Source organism: Burkholderia sp. 3C (genome assembly GCF_054589155.1).
The window spans coordinates 84892-98967 of record NZ_BAAILN010000030.1; the positions used below are offsets into that span (position 1 = coordinate 84892).

Consider the following 14076-nt stretch of genomic DNA (forward strand, 5'->3'; position numbering starts at 1 on the left):
GGCTCACAGGCCCGGCGTGGTTTCCTTGAACTTGCCGTAGCCGAGCAGGCGCTCCATGCGGCGCTCGCGCAACGCATCGATGCCCATGCCCTGGAACTGGCGCAGCGTGTCGGCGAGCGCACGGCGCAGCAGCGCGGCCATGCCCTTCGGATCGCGATGCGCGCCGCCGAGCGGCTCGTTGACGATCTTGTCGATCAGGCCGAGCGCCTTCAGGCGATGCGCGGTCAGGCCCAGCGCTTCCGCCGCTTCCGGCGCCTTCGCCGCGCTCTTCCAGAGAATCGACGCGCAGCCTTCCGGCGAGATCACCGAATAGGTGGAGAACTGCAGCATCAGCACGGTATCGGCCACGGCGATCGCGAGCGCACCGCCCGAGCCGCCTTCGCCGATGATGGTGGTGATGATCGGCGTCTTCAGCTCGGCCATCACGTAGAGGTTGCGGCCGATCGCTTCCGACTGGCTGCGCTCCTCGGCGCCGATGCCCGGATACGCGCCCGGGGTATCGACGAACGTAAACAGCGGCAGGCTGAACTTCTCGGCCAGGCGCATCAGGCGCTCGGCCTTGCGATAGCCTTCCGGGCGGGGCATGCCGAAGTTGCGCGCCGCGCGTTCCTTGGTGTCGCGCCCCTTCTGATGGCCGATCACCATGCACGGGGTGCCCCCGAAACGCGCCAGACCGCCGATGATCGACTGGTCGTCGGCAAAGGCGCGGTCGCCGTGCAGTTCATGGAAATCGGTGAACAGCTCGTTCACGTAATCGAGCGTGTACGGGCGCTGCGGATGACGCGCGATCTGCGAAACCTGCCAGGGCGACAGGTTCGCGTAGAGATCCTTGGTCAACTGCTGACTCTTCTTCGACAGACGCTCGATCTCTTCCGAAATGTCGACAGCCGAATCGTCCTGCACAAAACGCAGTTCTTCGATCTTGCCTTCAAGTTCGGCGATCGGCTGTTCGAAATCCAGAAACGTGGTCTTCATGTATGAGAATCCTTGGGTCATGCGGCAGCGCGTATTCTAACCGCGCTCGCCCGCATCAAAATCGGGTCGAAACTATCGACCCAACCTAAGCAATAGTCAATCCGGGTCAAGCGTCGCCGGTTTCCGTGTCCAGACTGCGCCACATGTACCAGGTTGCGACCGTACGCCACGGCTCCCAGTTGGCGGCCACTTCGCGCGCCTCGCTGCGCGTGACCGGCTCGCCGCTGAAATAGTTGACGCTGATCGCGCGGATCAGGCCGGGGTCGTCGAGCGGCAGCACGTCGGGCCGCGACAGGTTGAAGATCAGGAACATCTCGGCCGTCCAGCGGCCGATGCCGCGGATCTGCGTGAGCTCGGCGATCACGGCCTCGTCTTCCATCGAGGTCCACTTGTCGACGTGCAGCGCGCCGGACACGAAGTGCTGGGCCAGATCGATGATGTACTCGGACTTGCGCTTGGACAGGCCGCAGGCGCCGAGCTTGTCGAGGCCGAGCCGGATCACCTGCTGCGGCGAGAGCTTCGGGCAGGCCGCTTCGATCGCGGCCCACACGGCCTGCGCCGAGGCGACCGAGATCTGCTGGCCGACCACCGAGCGCGCAAGCGTGACGAACGGGTCGCCGCGCTTGACCAGATGGGCCGGGCCGAACTTCGGGATCAGCTTCTTGAGGATGCGGTCGCGCTTGACGAGATCGGCGCAGGCCTTGTCCCAATAGGGCGGGCGCACCACCACCTCGAGCACGGCGTCGGCATGCGCCGGTGCCTCCGCCTCGGCCGGCGGCTCGCGGCGCTCGGCGGGCGCGGCCTTCGCCGCGACACGCGCGAGCGGCGCATGCGCGGCGCCGTTAATGGCGTCCGCGCGCTTGGCGGCGACCTTCCCGGCCGGCGCACGCTTCGCGGCCACCGGCGACACGTTCGCCGTGCGTGCCGCGCGCTTCGCCGGCACTTTCCTGCCCGTTGCCATCTTGCCTCCTGCCTGGCGGGTCAGCGGAACGGACGACGCGCGATCAAACGCGACGCCATTCGGTCAACCCGCCCGGTTTGTCTTCAAGCGCGACGCCGGCTTCGAGCAATTGCGCCCGGATCCGGTCCGCTTCGGCATAGTTCTTCGCCAGCTTCGCCGCAGTGCGCGCGGCGATCTGCGCCTCGACCGCCTCGGCGTCGAGCGCATTGTCGGCCGCGCCGGCAGCCTGCTGCAAATAGGCGCGCGGCTCGCGGCCGAGCAGGCCCAGCAGCGCACCGAGATGCTTGAGCTGACGCGCCAGCGACGGCGAGCCCGTGCGATTGACTTCGCCGGCCAGTTCGAACAGCACCGACACGGCCAGCGCCGTGTTGAAGTCGTCGTTCATCGCGGCCGCGAAACGCTGCGCATGCGGCTCGTCGCGATCGAGCGGCGCCGCGTCGGGCGTCACATCCTTCAGCGCGGTATACAGGCGCGTGAGGGCGGCGCGCGCATCGTCGAGCGACACATCGCTGTAATTGAGCGGCGAGCGGTAATGGGTGCGCACGATGAAGAAGCGCATCACCTCGGCGTCGTACTTCGCGAGCACTTCGCGGATCGTGAAGAAGTTGCCGAGCGATTTCGACATCTTCTCGCTGTCGACCTGCACGAAACCGTTGTGCATCCAGTAGTTGACGAAGGGGGTGCCGGTGGCGCCTTCGCTCTGGGCGATCTCGTTCTCGTGGTGCGGGAACTGCAGATCCTGGCCGCCGCCGTGGATGTCGAAGTGATCGCCGAGCAGCGTGCAGCCCATCGCCGAACATTCGATATGCCAGCCCGGCCGGCCGCGTCCGTACTTCGAATCCCAGCTCGTATCGGCCGGCTCGTCGGGCTTGGCGCTCTTCCACAGCACGAAATCGAGCGGGTCCTGCTTGGCGTCGTTCGCGGCGACGCGCTCGCCGGCGCGCAGATCGTCGAGCGACTTGCCCGACAGGCGGCCGTAGTTGGCGAACTTGCGCACCGCGTAATTGACGTCGCCGTCCGTCGCCTGATAGGCGTAGCCGTTGGCTTCGAGCTTCTCGATCATGCCGAGCATCTGCGGGATGAACTGCGTCGCGCGCGGCTCGTGCTCGGGCCGCTCGACGCCGAGCGCATCCAGGTCTTCATGCATCGCGGCGATGAAGCGGGACGTGAGCGAGGCGATCGTCTCGCGGTTCTCGACCGCGCGGCGGATGATCTTGTCGTCGATGTCGGTAATATTGCGCACGTACGTCACGCGATAGCCGAGATCGCGCAGCCAGCGCTGCACGATGTCGAACACGACCATCATGCGCGCGTGCCCGACGTGACAGTAGTCGTATACGGTGATGCCGCAAACGTACATCCGTACTTCGCCAGGATGCCTTGGCGCGAAGACTTGCTTGTCACGCGCGAGCGTGTTGTAGATGCGCAGAGATTCCATAGAGATGAAACGAGAGCCGATGGGTGCCGCCCTGGCGACGGGCGCTTGCAAGAGATTCCGCTCGGAGCGCCTGCCGCGGGCCGACTCGACTCGCCGCGCAACGGCGGCGCCGAACGGACGGCGGGCGAAGCGTCAATGGCCGTAAGAAACGGCTGCGAGAGGCAAAAGACAGTCCGCGGCTCGCCGGAACGCGCGGACGATTTGCTAGAATGGGTCGGAGTATAACATTGCGATTTAAGCCCATGAAATCTTCCCGCGGCCGCGCGCCGAGCGCTGCGACCCTCGTTGCAACCGCCGTACTCGGTGCAGCGCTGGCCTTCCCGGCCTTTGCCCAGAAGGCTCCCGCCACCGCCGACGGCACGCCGGAAATCGACACGTCGATCACCAGCCGCAACTGGTCGGCCGCACTGTCGCAGCTCGACGCGCGTATCGCGTCGAACCCGCGCGACGTGCAGGCGCAGTTCAAGCGAGGCACCGTGCTCGCGCGGCTGAATCGCGACGACGACGCGATCCGGCAGTTCACCGCGATCACCCAGGCCTACCCCGAACTCCCCGAGCCGTACAACAATCTCGCCGCGCTGTATGCCAAGCATGGCCGCTATGAAGAAGCGCGCGCCGCGCTCGTCACCGCGATCCAGGCCAACCCCGACTACACCGTGGCCTACGAGAACCTCGGCGATCTGTACCTGCGGCTCGCGGCCGAATCGTACAAGCGCGCGCAGAAGCTCGGCCACACCAGCGGCCCGACCGCGCAGCGGCTGGCCGATATCGACCGGATCGTCTCGCCGTCGCCGGCCTCCGCCGCCGCGCCTGCCGCCGCGAGCCGCACGAGCGCGTTGTCGAACGCCGCGGCGGCGAACGTCTCCACCACCACGCTGCCGCTGTCGCCGAGCTTCCAGTTCGGCGTGAGCGGCACGTCGCTGACGACGCCGCCCTACCTCGCGCCGTCGAACTGACGCCGCATCGCCACGCGCCTTTTACCCATCATCCAGAGGATCGTCATGAAACGTCTGTTGTTGGCGCTCGGCAGCGCCGCCCTCGTTGCGACCGCACCGGCGTACGCGCAAACGGCCGCCACGCATCCCGTCGTGCAACTGAAGACCTCGCAGGGCGAGATCCGCGTCGAGCTGTATCCGGAGAAGGCCCCCAAGACCGTGGCCAACTTCCTCGACTACGTGAAATCCGGCCAGTACAACGGCACGATCTTCCACCGCGTGATCCCGGGCTTCATGATCCAGGGCGGCGGCTACAAGGCCAACTTCGACGAAAAGCCGACCCGCGCGGCGATCCCGCTCGAAAGCCGCAACGGCCTGAAGAACGTGACCGGCACGATCGCGATGGCCCGCACCAGCGATCCGAATTCGGCCACCGCGCAGTTCTTCATCAATACCGTCGACAACGCCAACCTCGACTACCCGAACCCGGACGGCAACGGCTATGCCGTGTTCGGCAAGGTCGTGTCGGGCATGGATGTCGTCAAGAAGATCGAGGCGACGCCCACCACCTCGCGCAGCGGCATGCGCGACGTGCCGGAAAAGCCGATCACGATCGATTCGGCGAGCGTCGTCGGCAAGTAAGCCGATCAACCGGCGCGCAGGTACGCGCCCCGTCTCGCGGCCGCGTCGTTTCGACCGGCCGCTTGCCATTTTCACCACCCTCAACGAAGGAACCATCATGGTTGAACTGCATACGAACCACGGCGTGATCAAGCTCGAACTCGACGCCGACAAGGCACCGAAGTCGGTGGAAAACTTCCTCAACTACGTGAAGGCCGGCCACTACGACAACACGGTGTTCCACCGCGTCATCAACAACTTCATGATCCAGGGCGGCGGTTTCGAGCCGGGCATGAAGCAGAAGCCGACCGAAGCGCCGATCGACAACGAAGCGAACAACGGCCTGAAGAACGCGAACTACACGGTCGCGATGGCGCGCACCAACGATCCGCACTCGGCCACGGCCCAGTTCTTCATCAACGTCAACGACAACGACTTCCTGAACCACTCGTCGCCGACGCCGCAAGGCTGGGGCTACGCCGTGTTCGGCAAGGTGGTCGAAGGCCAGGACGTGGTCGACAAGATCAAGGCCGTCAAGACGGGCAGCAAGGGCTTCCATCAGGACGTGCCGGCCGACGACGTCGTGATCGAAAAGGCCGTGGTGGTCTGACGCGGCGAGGAGGCACTTCGATGCTGCAGGAAACACCGCCGCGAAGCGTCTCCGGGGGCGTGCCGGGCGAGCAGAGTCTCGCTCACGCGGCACGCCCGTTTTTGTTCATCTCCGATCTGCACCTGAGCGACGCGATTCCGCGTACCGTCGCCGCGTTCGAGCACTTCGTGCACGTCACGGCCGCGAGCGCCGATTCGGTGTTCATCCTCGGCGATCTGTTCGAATACTGGGTCGGCGACGATATCCTCGACGACGACCCGTTCGCCCGGCACATCGCCGCGCTGCTGCACACGTTCCCGGAGCGCGGCATCGCGCTCTACGTGATGCACGGCAACCGCGATTTCCTGCTCGGCAAGCGCTTCATGAAGGAAGCCGGCGCGATGCTGGTGCCCGATCCATCCGTGGTGCTCGCGTTCGGCAAGCGCATCGTGCTCGCGCATGGCGACGCGCAATGCACGGCCGATCGCGGCTATCAATGGTTCCGAAGGTTCGCGCGCAACCGGCTCGCGCAGTGGCTGTTCCTCGCGCGCTCGCTGGCATGGCGGCGCGGGCTCGCGCAACGCATGCGCGCCAAGAGCGAATCGGGCCGCGAGCGGCCGGTGTCGCCGCGCTACGACGTCACGCGCCACGGCATCGCGCGATTGTTCCGCCGCAGCGGCGCCGACCTGATGATCCACGGCCACACGCACCGCCCGGCCCGGCATGTGGAGCCGGAAGGCACGCGCTGGGTGCTGCCCGATTGGGATCTGGACCACGGCGCGGCACGCGGCGGTTATTTGCGGCTCGACGCCGAAGGCGTGCGCGCCCTGCCGCTCGAATCCTGAACGGCGGGCGGCGTGTGCCGCCCCCGCTTCACCCGGTATGTTCGATCGCGTGGCCGCCGAGCGCGGCCGACAACCTGCGCAGATCGAGCCGCCCGTCGGCCTGCAGCGCCTCGAAGCGCTCGCCGAGCCGCTCCAGCGCCGCCACCACCTCGTCGACGCGCTGCGCTTCCTTCGCCGCATGATCGACCAGGCCGTGAATCGCGAGCGACATCGGGTCGTCGGCGTTCGGCGTGATGCCGTAGGCGCTGAACGCGGCGCGCTCGGGCGTGCCGCGTTTCGCTTCGGCCGGCGCCTGCGCCGGCATGACCACCCGCGCCGGATTGCCGACGGCGGTGCCGCCTGCCGGCACCGGCTTGACGACCACCGCGTTGGAGCCGATCTTCGCGCCCTCGCCGATCGTGAACCCGCCCAGCACCTTCGCCCCCGCCCCGACGATCACGCCGCGCTCGAGCGTGGGGTGCCGTTTCGCGCCGCGCGTGAGCGACGTGCCGCCGAGCGTCACGCCCTGATAGATGGTGCAGTCGTCGCCGACGACCGCCGTCTCGCCGATCACCACGCCCATGCCGTGATCGATGAACACGCGCCGCCCGAGCGTGGCGCCCGGGTGGATCTCGATGCCGGTCATGAAACGCGCCACCTGCGACACGAAGCGGCCGAGCCAGCGCCGGCCGCGCCGCCAGCAGGCGTGCGCGATGCGATGGAAGATCAGTGCGTGGATGCCGGGGTAACAGGTCAGCACCTCCCAGGCGCTGCGAGCGGCGGGATCGCGCTCGCGGATCGTCGCGATGTCTTCTCGGAGTCTCGTGAACATGGTGTGGGGCTGATGTCGACCGGGATGGGGATGCGCCGCGCTCTCTGCGTCGCACGGCCCTTATGCGTCAACGGCATTTGCTTATGACGCGCCGACCGATTGTAGGGCGACTCGCGCGCGGCCGCTGACGGTGCGCGCTTGCCCCCATCGACGCCGGGGGTATTGGCTGCGAACGCCCGGCACCCCGCCGCTTCAGCGCTCGTCGCGGCCCGACTTGATCAGGATGTGCTTGGCGATGCCGCGCAGGATATTGACCTCCTCGCGCTCCAGCCCGGCGCGCGAAAACAGCCGCCGCAGCCGCGACATCAGCTTTTTCGGGTTGTGCGGATCGAGAAAATCGAGCGCGACCAGCGCCGTTTCGAGATGCGAGAACATCCGCTCGATCTCCTCGGCCTGCGCGAGCGTGCCGACCACACCGACCGCGCCGACCGGACCGTCGTGCGGCTGCGGCGCCTGTGCCGCGACCTCGAGCAGCGCCACGCGCAGTTCGTAGGCCAGCACCTGGATCGCCTGCGACAAATTCAGCGAGCTGTAATCGGGATTGGCCGGGATATGCGCGATGGCGCTGCAGCGCTCGACATGCTCGTTCGACAGCCCGACGCGCTCGTTGCCGAACACGAACGCGATCTCGCCGCTGGCGAGCTGGCGCTGCGCCTCGCCGGCTGCCGCGCGCGGCGCAAGCCGCGGCGGGCCGTATTCGCGGCTGCGCGCACTGAGGGCCACCGACCACTGCACGCCGGCCAGCGCCTCGTCGAGCGTGGCCACGATGCGCGTGGCGGCCAGCACGTCGTCGGCGCCGCTCGCCATGGCGATGGCGTCCGGATCGGCCAGCACGTCGGCCACGCGTGGCGCGACCAGCACCAGCCGCGAGAAACCCATGGTCTTGAGCGCGCGGGCCGCCGCGCCGACATTGCCGGGGTGGCTCGGCTCGACCAGCACGAAGCGCGCGGCCGTAAAGGCGGAGGCGGAGCCGGAATCAGGACCGGACAGCGTGGCCGGGGTGGAATGCGAGGTTGCCAACGTGTGGATCCGTCCGAAGAACATGAGAGTCGGGGCGTCATGGTAGCGCCAACGCCACACTAATCCCACCCGGCCGAACGGTCCAGGCCACGTGACGGTCGGAAAAATGCCCCGACTCGGGTAAAATGCCGGTTTCGCGCTTGCCCGCCGCCTGTCATGGCAGTGGGCAACGGCACAGCGCCAGCGCCCCGTTCTTTGTCAATTCGCGTCTTCCGTCGACGAAACGTCCGCCCAGCCTTGCCGGGCGGCGCTTCGCCGGTTCAGTTCACCTTCGTGGCGGCCCCTTGCCGCCGGCTACAGGATCAGGCTCATGCATCCCATGCTCAATATTGCTGTCAAGGCTGCGCGTCGCGCCGGGCAGATCATCAACCGCGCCTCGCTCGATCTCGATCTGGTCGAGGTCCGCAAGAAGCAGCACAACGATTTCGTCACGGAAGTCGACAAAGCCGCGGAAGACGCGATCATCGACACGCTCAAGACGGCCTACCCCGATCACGCGATCCTGGCCGAGGAATCGGGCAAGTCGGACAACGAATCCGAATACGTCTGGATCATCGATCCGCTCGACGGCACCACCAACTTCATCCACGGCTTCCCGTACTACTGCGTCTCGATCGCGCTCGCGCATCGCGGCGTGGTGCAGCAGGCTGTGGTCTACGATCCGAACAAGAACGACCTGTTCACGGCCACCCGCGGCCGCGGCGCGTTCCTGAACGACCGCCGCATCCGCGTCGGCCGCCGCGACCGCCTGGCGGACGCGCTGGTCGGCACCGGCTTCCCGTTCCGCGAAAAGGATGGCCTCGAGGAATACACGCGCCTGTTCATGGAAATGACGCAAGCCTGCTCGGGCCTGCGCCGCCCGGGCGCGGCCGCGCTCGATCTGGCGAACGTCGCGGCGGGCCGCCTCGACGCGTTCTTCGAGCAAGGCATCCACGCCTGGGACATCGCCGCGGGCAGCCTGCTGATCACCGAGGCCGGCGGCCTGGTGGGCAACTATCACGGCGAATCGGATTTCCTCGACCGCAACGAGATCGTCGCGGCGAACCCGAAGGTCTACGCGCAGATGATCCCGATCCTGAATCGCTACTCGCGCATCGGCCTCGACAAGCCGGCCCAGCAGTCCTGAGCCCGCGCCGGGCGCCGCGTGCGCCCGGCTCGCGACGCGCCATGAAAAAGGCCCGCATCGAAACGATGCGGGCCTTTTTTCGTCGGCGGCCGGCGGCTTGCGGGAAACCCAACCTCAGCCGTCGATCGCCCCCATCGGCCCGTGGCCGCGAATCCACGACCAATCGGCGCGCTCGGCCATCTCCTTGTCGCCGCGGCTGTCGCCATAGGCGAACAGCTTCTCCGGCGGCTGCGCGCCCCACCACGCGGCGAGGCGCACCACCTTCTGCGGCCCCCAGCAATTCTCGCCATCGAAGCGGCCCGTGAAGCGCCCGCCCTCGAACGCCAGGCGCGTGGCGAGCACGGTGTCGATGCCGGCCGTCGCGGCCCATTTCTCCAGATACAGCGACGGCGACGCGCTGACCAGCACCACCGCATGACCGCGCGCCTGATGCTCGCGCACGCGTTCGAGCATCTCGGGCCGCACCAGGCGCGGCAGCTCGGTGGCGACGAAGCGCGCGGCGCGCGCCTCGAGCTCGGCCTGCGCGATCGGCCCGAACGCGAACCACGCGAAGCGCGCCTTGGCCGCGCCGCGCGAGATCCAGCCGGCCTTCATCGCGACGATCCACGGCAGCGCGCGCAGGCCGGCCCAGGCAAAACGGATCGGGCCGACGGCCTGCTGCACGAAGTGCCGGAAGCTGTCGGAGGTGGTGATGGTGCCGTCGAAATCGAAGGCGGCAACGATGCGGTCGGTCATGGCAAGGGCGTGTAGCGCAACGAACAAGCCCGGACGATAGCAAATTTGCGCGGCCTGGAGCGCGCATCGACGACAACGCCGGAGCCAACCACGCTCCGGCGCTCGATTCCACGACCGGCGCACCGCCATCAGGCAGCACGCCGGCGCGCGATCGGATCAGATATGGCCCTGCTGATGCGCGGACACGCCGACCTGCTGCAGCCCGGCGTCGCCCGCCGCCTCGCCGGCTTCCACCGGCTTCGCGAAGCGCCGCGCCCAGATCGCCGTGACGATCGGCACCAGGATCGCCGTGATCAGGCAGGCCGTGGCCACCGTGGCCGTGGCGGCCGGCACCAGCGGCTTCAGGCGCGGCACCATCTCGCCGATGATCGCCGGGTTGGCCACCGCCGCACCCGCCGTGGACGAGGCCGCGATGCCCGCCGTGCCGTTGCCGCCGCCGATGAAGCGATCCGCCAGGATCAGCGGAATGCCCGTGACGAGGATCACGGCCACGCCGAGGAAGATGCCCGGAATGCCGCTGGTCGCGATCACGTGCAGATCGATGCCGTTGCCGAGCGCGAAGCCGAAGAACGGAATCAGCGGATGCACGCAGCGGCCGAACAGGTCGCGCAGGTCGCGGTCGAGGTTGCCGAGCGCGAAGCCGATCAGGAACGGCAGCACCGCGCCCACGAACAGCCGCGGCTCGAACACCGCCACCCCGGTCGCGCCGAGGATCGTCATGCTGACGAGCGGCCCCGATTCGAGCGACATCAGCACGAACGCCCCGGCCTCCTCTCGTGTGCCGTACTGCTGCATGACGGCGGCGTACAGGCCGCCGTTGGTCATGTCCATCGAGGCCACGATCGCCAGCAGCGACAGCCCGGCGAACACCCCGCCCTGAATGCCGTCACCCGGAATGAAGCGCGCGCAGATCAGCGTGACGAGCCACGCCACCAGCGTCTTGGTCAGCACCAGCGTGCCCGACTTGCGCAGCACCACGCCGGTGGCGCGCAGGTCGATGGTCGCGCCCATGCAGAAGAACCACACCGCCAGAATCGGCACCGTGCCCGAAATCAGCCCGTTGGTGAACGAGCCGAAATACTTCCCCGAATCGGGCGCGAAGGTGTGCACGCAGGCGCCGAGCACCATCGGCACCAGCATCAGCCCACCCGGCACGCGGTCGATGAATTTCTTGATTTTCACTGGGTTCTCCATCCCTGGACGCAGGCGTCCGTTATCGAATCCGTCGTCTCCTGACGTGATTTCGGAACGTTATTCCATTCTCTGATCGCCTCCCATCGCGGTTAACCCTGCACCAAGACACGGCCCCCGCATCGAGACGCAGCGGATTTTCCGGCGGCCCAGAAAAATAGTTGGAACGATGTTCCGATTATTTTCCGGTTGTGCTCTAATGCCGGAACACCAGCGGGCGCCGAGCGCGGCAGCCCGCGCATCGATCCCCCACGGAGACAGCACATGGAAGTCAGGCAGGCGATTCATAGCGAGCACGCGAAAACCCTCGATACGGCCGGGCTGCGTCGGCATTTCCTGGTCGAGAAGGTGTTCGAGCCGGATGCGCTGCAACTGACCTACAGCCATATCGACCGCATCATCGTGGGCGGCGCGTTCCCCGCCACGCGCGCGGTGGAAGTGCCGGCCTCGCTCGGCAAGTCGATCGGCGTCGATCACCTGCTGCAGCGGCGCGAGCTGGGCGCGATCAATATCGGCGGCGACGGCTGGGTGGACGTGGACGGCACGCGTCACGCGGTGCGCTTCGAGGAAGCGATCTATATCGGCCAGGGCGCGCAATCGGTGGCGTTCGGCAGCGACGACGCCAGCCGCCCGGCCAAGTTCTACCTGAACTGCGCGCCGGCCCACACGGCCTACCCCACGCGCGTCATCACGCTGGCGCAGGCTTCGCCCGAAACGCTCGGCGATCCGTCCACCAGCAACCGCCGCACCATCTACAAGTTCATCGTTCCGGAAGTCGTGCAGACCTGCCAGCTGTCGATGGGCATGACCAAGCTCGAACCGGGCAACCTGTGGAACACCATGCCGTGCCATACGCACGAGCGGCGCATGGAGGTGTATTTCTATTTCGGCATGCAGGACGACGCGGCGGTGTTCCACATGTGCGGCGAGCCGACCGAGACGCGCCATCTGCTGGTGCACAACGAGCAGGCCGTGATCTCGCCGAGCTGGTCGATCCACTCGGGCGTCGGCACGCGCGCCTATACGTTCATCTGGGGCATGGTCGGCGAGAACCAGGTGTTCAAGGACATGGACCACGTCGCGATTTCCGCGCTGCGCTAAGCCTCATGAGCCTCGAGAACCGAACCGTGACCCCGGCCTCCCCCTTCGACCTGAGCGGCAAGGTCGCGCTCGTGACCGGCTGCAATACCGGCCTGGGCGCCGGCATGGCCATCGCGCTGGCGCAGGCCGGCTGCGACATCGTGGGCGTCAACCGCGGCGCGCCGGCCGACACGCTCACGCGCGTCGAGGCGCTCGGCCGCCGCTTCCTGGACCTGCGCGCCGACCTGTCGAGCATCGCGCCGATCGACGACGTGATCGCCGCCAGCGTCGAGGCGTTCGGCCGCATCGACATCCTCGTCAACAACGCCGGCATCATCCGCCGCAACGACGCGCTCGCCTTCACCGAGGACGACTGGGACGTCGTGATCGACACCAACCTCAAGACGGTGTTCTTCCTCGCGCAGGCCGTGGCGAAGCAGTTCGTGCGGCAGGACGGCCCCGGCAAGATCATCAACGTCGCGTCGATGCTGTCGTTCCAGGGCGGCGTGCGGGTGCCGTCGTACACCGCGTCGAAAAGCGGCGTGCTGGGGCTCACGCGCCTGCTCGCCAACGAGTGGGCCGCGCGCGGCATCAACGTCAACGCGATCGCGCCAGGCTACATGGCCACCAACAACACCACGCAACTGCGCGAGGATGCGCAGCGCAACGAGGAAATCCTCGGCCGGATTCCGGCCGGACGCTGGGGCGCGCCCGAGGATCTGGCCGGGCCGGTGCTGTTCCTCGCCTCGTCGGCCTCCGATTACGTGCACGGCCACACGCTGGCCGTCGACGGCGGCTGGCTGGCCCGCTGATGCAACGCCGCGCCCGGACACGCTATGCTCACGCCTGATTCATATTCGACGGATGGTCTGCACATGGAAGCGATGCTCACGCGCCGGAAGGACGAGGCCGCGTCCCGGGCGCGAAACGACGACGGCGACAAGGCCGAATCGGCCTCGGCCGCCGGCAAGGTGTTCGCCGTGCTGGAAGCGCTCGGCGCGCACGGCCCGATCGGCATCAGCGAGCTGTCGCAGCGGCTCGGCATGTCCAAGACCACCGTGCACCGCTTCCTGCAGACGCTGAAGACGCTCGGCTTCGTCGCGCAGGAAGACGAAACCGAGCGCTACCGGCTGACGATCCGCCTGTTCGAACTCGGCGCGCAGGCGCTCGACAGCGTCGACCTGGTGCGCGAGGCCGACATCGAGATGCGCCGCATCGGCCGGCTCACGCGCGAGGCGCTGCATCTCGGCGCGTTCGACGAGGATCACATCATCTACATCCACAAGATCGACGCCGATTACGGGCTGCGCATGCATTCGCGGATCGGCCGCACCAACCCGCTCCACAGCACCGCGATCGGCAAGGTGCTGCTGGCCTGGATGGCGCCCGACGAGGCGCGCGAGGCGCTCGCGCGTGTGGTGTTCCGCAAGTCCACGCCGAAGACGCTGGCCTCGGCCGAAGCCGTCTGGAGCATTCTTCCGCACGTGCGCGAGCAGGGTTACGGCGAGGACAACGAGGAACAGGAAGACGGGCTGGTGTGCCTGGCGGTGCCGGTGTTCGACCGCTTCGGCCGCGCGATCGCGGGGCTGTCGATCTCGTTTCCGACCATGCGCTGCGGCGCCGACACCAAGCCGCATTACGTGGCGCTGCTCAAGCAGGCCGGGCAGGCGATTTCGGAGAAGCTCGGGTATCGCGGCGGCGGCGAGAACGACGGCGAGGCTTCGGCCGTCTGAATCGCCGGGGGGGGGG

The 14076-nt window shown here is 67.5% G+C and carries 15 protein-coding genes; 8 read left to right on the plus strand and 7 right to left on the minus strand.

From position 1 onward, the window contains the following. Positions 1 to 3 precede the first annotated feature (3 nt). The 3 genes from ACYP33_RS04460 to cysS all read right to left on the minus strand — a co-directional run bounded on the left by ACYP33_RS04460 (position 4) and on the right by cysS (position 3374). Positions 4 to 975 (minus strand): acetyl-CoA carboxylase carboxyltransferase subunit alpha, encoded by a 972-nt coding sequence (locus ACYP33_RS04460; protein WP_414442430.1) that lies wholly within the window; start codon positions 973 to 975, stop codon positions 4 to 6. Positions 976 to 1081: 106 nt separating this feature from the next. After that, on the minus strand, positions 1082 to 1936 hold the full coding sequence (locus ACYP33_RS04465; protein ID WP_459619973.1) for a DNA-3-methyladenine glycosylase family protein: 855 nt from the start codon (positions 1934 to 1936) through the stop codon (positions 1082 to 1084). A 43-nt stretch (positions 1937 to 1979) separates the two neighbouring features. Next, on the minus strand, positions 1980 to 3374 hold the full coding sequence (gene cysS / locus ACYP33_RS04470; protein WP_459619975.1) for a cysteine--tRNA ligase: 1395 nt from the start codon (positions 3372 to 3374) through the stop codon (positions 1980 to 1982). 242 nt (positions 3375 to 3616) lie between these two features. Between cysS and ACYP33_RS04475 the strand changes: the two genes are divergently transcribed. The 4 genes from ACYP33_RS04475 to ACYP33_RS04490 all read left to right on the plus strand — a co-directional run bounded on the left by ACYP33_RS04475 (position 3617) and on the right by ACYP33_RS04490 (position 6364). Continuing rightward, entirely contained in the window at positions 3617 to 4330 is a 714-nt protein-coding gene (locus ACYP33_RS04475) for a tetratricopeptide repeat protein (protein ID WP_459619976.1), read from the plus strand. A gap of 45 nt (positions 4331 to 4375) precedes the next feature. Continuing rightward, positions 4376 to 4951 carry a peptidylprolyl isomerase gene (locus tag ACYP33_RS04480; protein WP_459619978.1) on the plus strand — a complete coding sequence of 192 codons (576 nt, stop codon included), beginning with the start codon at positions 4376 to 4378 and terminating at the stop codon, positions 4949 to 4951. A 97-nt stretch (positions 4952 to 5048) separates the two neighbouring features. After that, a complete protein-coding gene (locus ACYP33_RS04485) occupies positions 5049 to 5540 on the plus strand; it encodes a peptidylprolyl isomerase (RefSeq protein ID WP_414451560.1) in 492 nt (163 codons plus the stop codon). Between the two features lie 20 nt (positions 5541 to 5560). Continuing rightward, positions 5561 to 6364 carry a UDP-2,3-diacylglucosamine diphosphatase gene (locus ACYP33_RS04490; protein WP_459619980.1) on the plus strand — a complete coding sequence of 268 codons (804 nt, stop codon included), beginning with the start codon at positions 5561 to 5563 and terminating at the stop codon, positions 6362 to 6364. Between the two features lie 28 nt (positions 6365 to 6392). Here the strand turns inward: ACYP33_RS04490 and cysE are convergent, their stop codons facing one another. Together cysE and ACYP33_RS04500 are read right to left on the minus strand one after the other, a co-directional pair. Continuing rightward, positions 6393 to 7175, minus strand: a complete 783-nt coding sequence (gene cysE, locus ACYP33_RS04495) for a serine O-acetyltransferase (protein ID WP_459619982.1) — start codon at positions 7173 to 7175, stop codon at positions 6393 to 6395. Positions 7176 to 7367: 192 nt separating this feature from the next. Next, positions 7368 to 8219 carry an RNA methyltransferase gene (locus ACYP33_RS04500; protein WP_459619983.1) on the minus strand — a complete coding sequence of 284 codons (852 nt, stop codon included), beginning with the start codon at positions 8217 to 8219 and terminating at the stop codon, positions 7368 to 7370. A gap of 286 nt (positions 8220 to 8505) precedes the next feature. Here ACYP33_RS04500 and ACYP33_RS04505 point away from each other — a divergent pair, with 286 nt between their 5' ends. Further along, on the plus strand, positions 8506 to 9321 hold the full coding sequence (locus ACYP33_RS04505; RefSeq protein WP_414442439.1) for an inositol monophosphatase family protein: 816 nt from the start codon (positions 8506 to 8508) through the stop codon (positions 9319 to 9321). Positions 9322 to 9435: 114 nt separating this feature from the next. Here the strand turns inward: ACYP33_RS04505 and ACYP33_RS04510 are convergent, their stop codons facing one another. Together ACYP33_RS04510 and kdgT are read right to left on the minus strand one after the other, a co-directional pair. Further along, positions 9436 to 10056, minus strand: coding sequence for an HAD family hydrolase (locus ACYP33_RS04510; protein WP_459619984.1), 621 nt, complete (start codon positions 10054 to 10056; stop codon positions 9436 to 9438). Between the two features lie 156 nt (positions 10057 to 10212). Then, positions 10213 to 11238, minus strand: coding sequence for a 2-keto-3-deoxygluconate transporter (kdgT, locus tag ACYP33_RS04515; protein ID WP_459619986.1), 1026 nt, complete (start codon positions 11236 to 11238; stop codon positions 10213 to 10215). A 273-nt stretch (positions 11239 to 11511) separates the two neighbouring features. Here kdgT and kduI point away from each other — a divergent pair, with 273 nt between their 5' ends. The 3 genes from kduI (at position 11512) to kdgR (ending at position 14060) form a co-directional block, all read left to right on the plus strand. Beyond that, positions 11512 to 12348, plus strand: coding sequence for a 5-dehydro-4-deoxy-D-glucuronate isomerase (gene kduI, locus ACYP33_RS04520; protein ID WP_414442442.1), 837 nt, complete (start codon positions 11512 to 11514; stop codon positions 12346 to 12348). Positions 12349 to 12353: 5 nt separating this feature from the next. Continuing rightward, on the plus strand, positions 12354 to 13139 hold the full coding sequence (kduD, locus tag ACYP33_RS04525; protein WP_459619988.1) for a 2-dehydro-3-deoxy-D-gluconate 5-dehydrogenase KduD: 786 nt from the start codon (positions 12354 to 12356) through the stop codon (positions 13137 to 13139). 63 nt (positions 13140 to 13202) lie between these two features. Next, positions 13203 to 14060: a DNA-binding transcriptional regulator KdgR gene (kdgR, locus tag ACYP33_RS04530; RefSeq protein WP_459619990.1), complete on the plus strand. Its 858-nt coding sequence runs from the start codon at positions 13203 to 13205 to the stop codon at positions 14058 to 14060. The last annotated feature ends 16 nt before the right edge of the window (positions 14061 to 14076 follow it).

What these genes read in the sequence shown, in the direction of transcription:
- ACYP33_RS04460 (WP_414442430.1), bottom strand. Translation starts at nt 975, where the DNA reads ATGAAGACCACGTTTCTGGATTTCGAACAGCCGATCGCCGAACTTGAA.
- ACYP33_RS04465 (WP_459619973.1), bottom strand. Translation starts at nt 1,936, where the DNA reads ATGGCAACGGGCAGGAAAGTGCCGGCGAAGCGCGCGGCACGCACGGCG.
- cysS (WP_459619975.1), bottom strand. Translation starts at nt 3,374, where the DNA reads ATGGAATCTCTGCGCATCTACAACACGCTCGCGCGTGACAAGCAAGTC.
- ACYP33_RS04475 (WP_459619976.1), top strand. Translation starts at nt 3,617, where the DNA reads ATGAAATCTTCCCGCGGCCGCGCGCCGAGCGCTGCGACCCTCGTTGCA.
- ACYP33_RS04480 (WP_459619978.1), top strand. Translation starts at nt 4,376, where the DNA reads ATGAAACGTCTGTTGTTGGCGCTCGGCAGCGCCGCCCTCGTTGCGACC.
- ACYP33_RS04485 (WP_414451560.1), top strand. Translation starts at nt 5,049, where the DNA reads ATGGTTGAACTGCATACGAACCACGGCGTGATCAAGCTCGAACTCGAC.
- ACYP33_RS04490 (WP_459619980.1), top strand. Translation starts at nt 5,561, where the DNA reads ATGCTGCAGGAAACACCGCCGCGAAGCGTCTCCGGGGGCGTGCCGGGC.
- cysE (WP_459619982.1), bottom strand. Translation starts at nt 7,175, where the DNA reads ATGTTCACGAGACTCCGAGAAGACATCGCGACGATCCGCGAGCGCGAT.
- ACYP33_RS04500 (WP_459619983.1), bottom strand. Translation starts at nt 8,219, where the DNA reads ATGTTCTTCGGACGGATCCACACGTTGGCAACCTCGCATTCCACCCCG.
- ACYP33_RS04505 (WP_414442439.1), top strand. Translation starts at nt 8,506, where the DNA reads ATGCATCCCATGCTCAATATTGCTGTCAAGGCTGCGCGTCGCGCCGGG.
- ACYP33_RS04510 (WP_459619984.1), bottom strand. Translation starts at nt 10,056, where the DNA reads ATGACCGACCGCATCGTTGCCGCCTTCGATTTCGACGGCACCATCACC.
- kduI (WP_414442442.1), top strand. Translation starts at nt 11,512, where the DNA reads ATGGAAGTCAGGCAGGCGATTCATAGCGAGCACGCGAAAACCCTCGAT.
- kduD (WP_459619988.1), top strand. Translation starts at nt 12,354, where the DNA reads ATGAGCCTCGAGAACCGAACCGTGACCCCGGCCTCCCCCTTCGACCTG.
- kdgR (WP_459619990.1), top strand. Translation starts at nt 13,203, where the DNA reads ATGGAAGCGATGCTCACGCGCCGGAAGGACGAGGCCGCGTCCCGGGCG.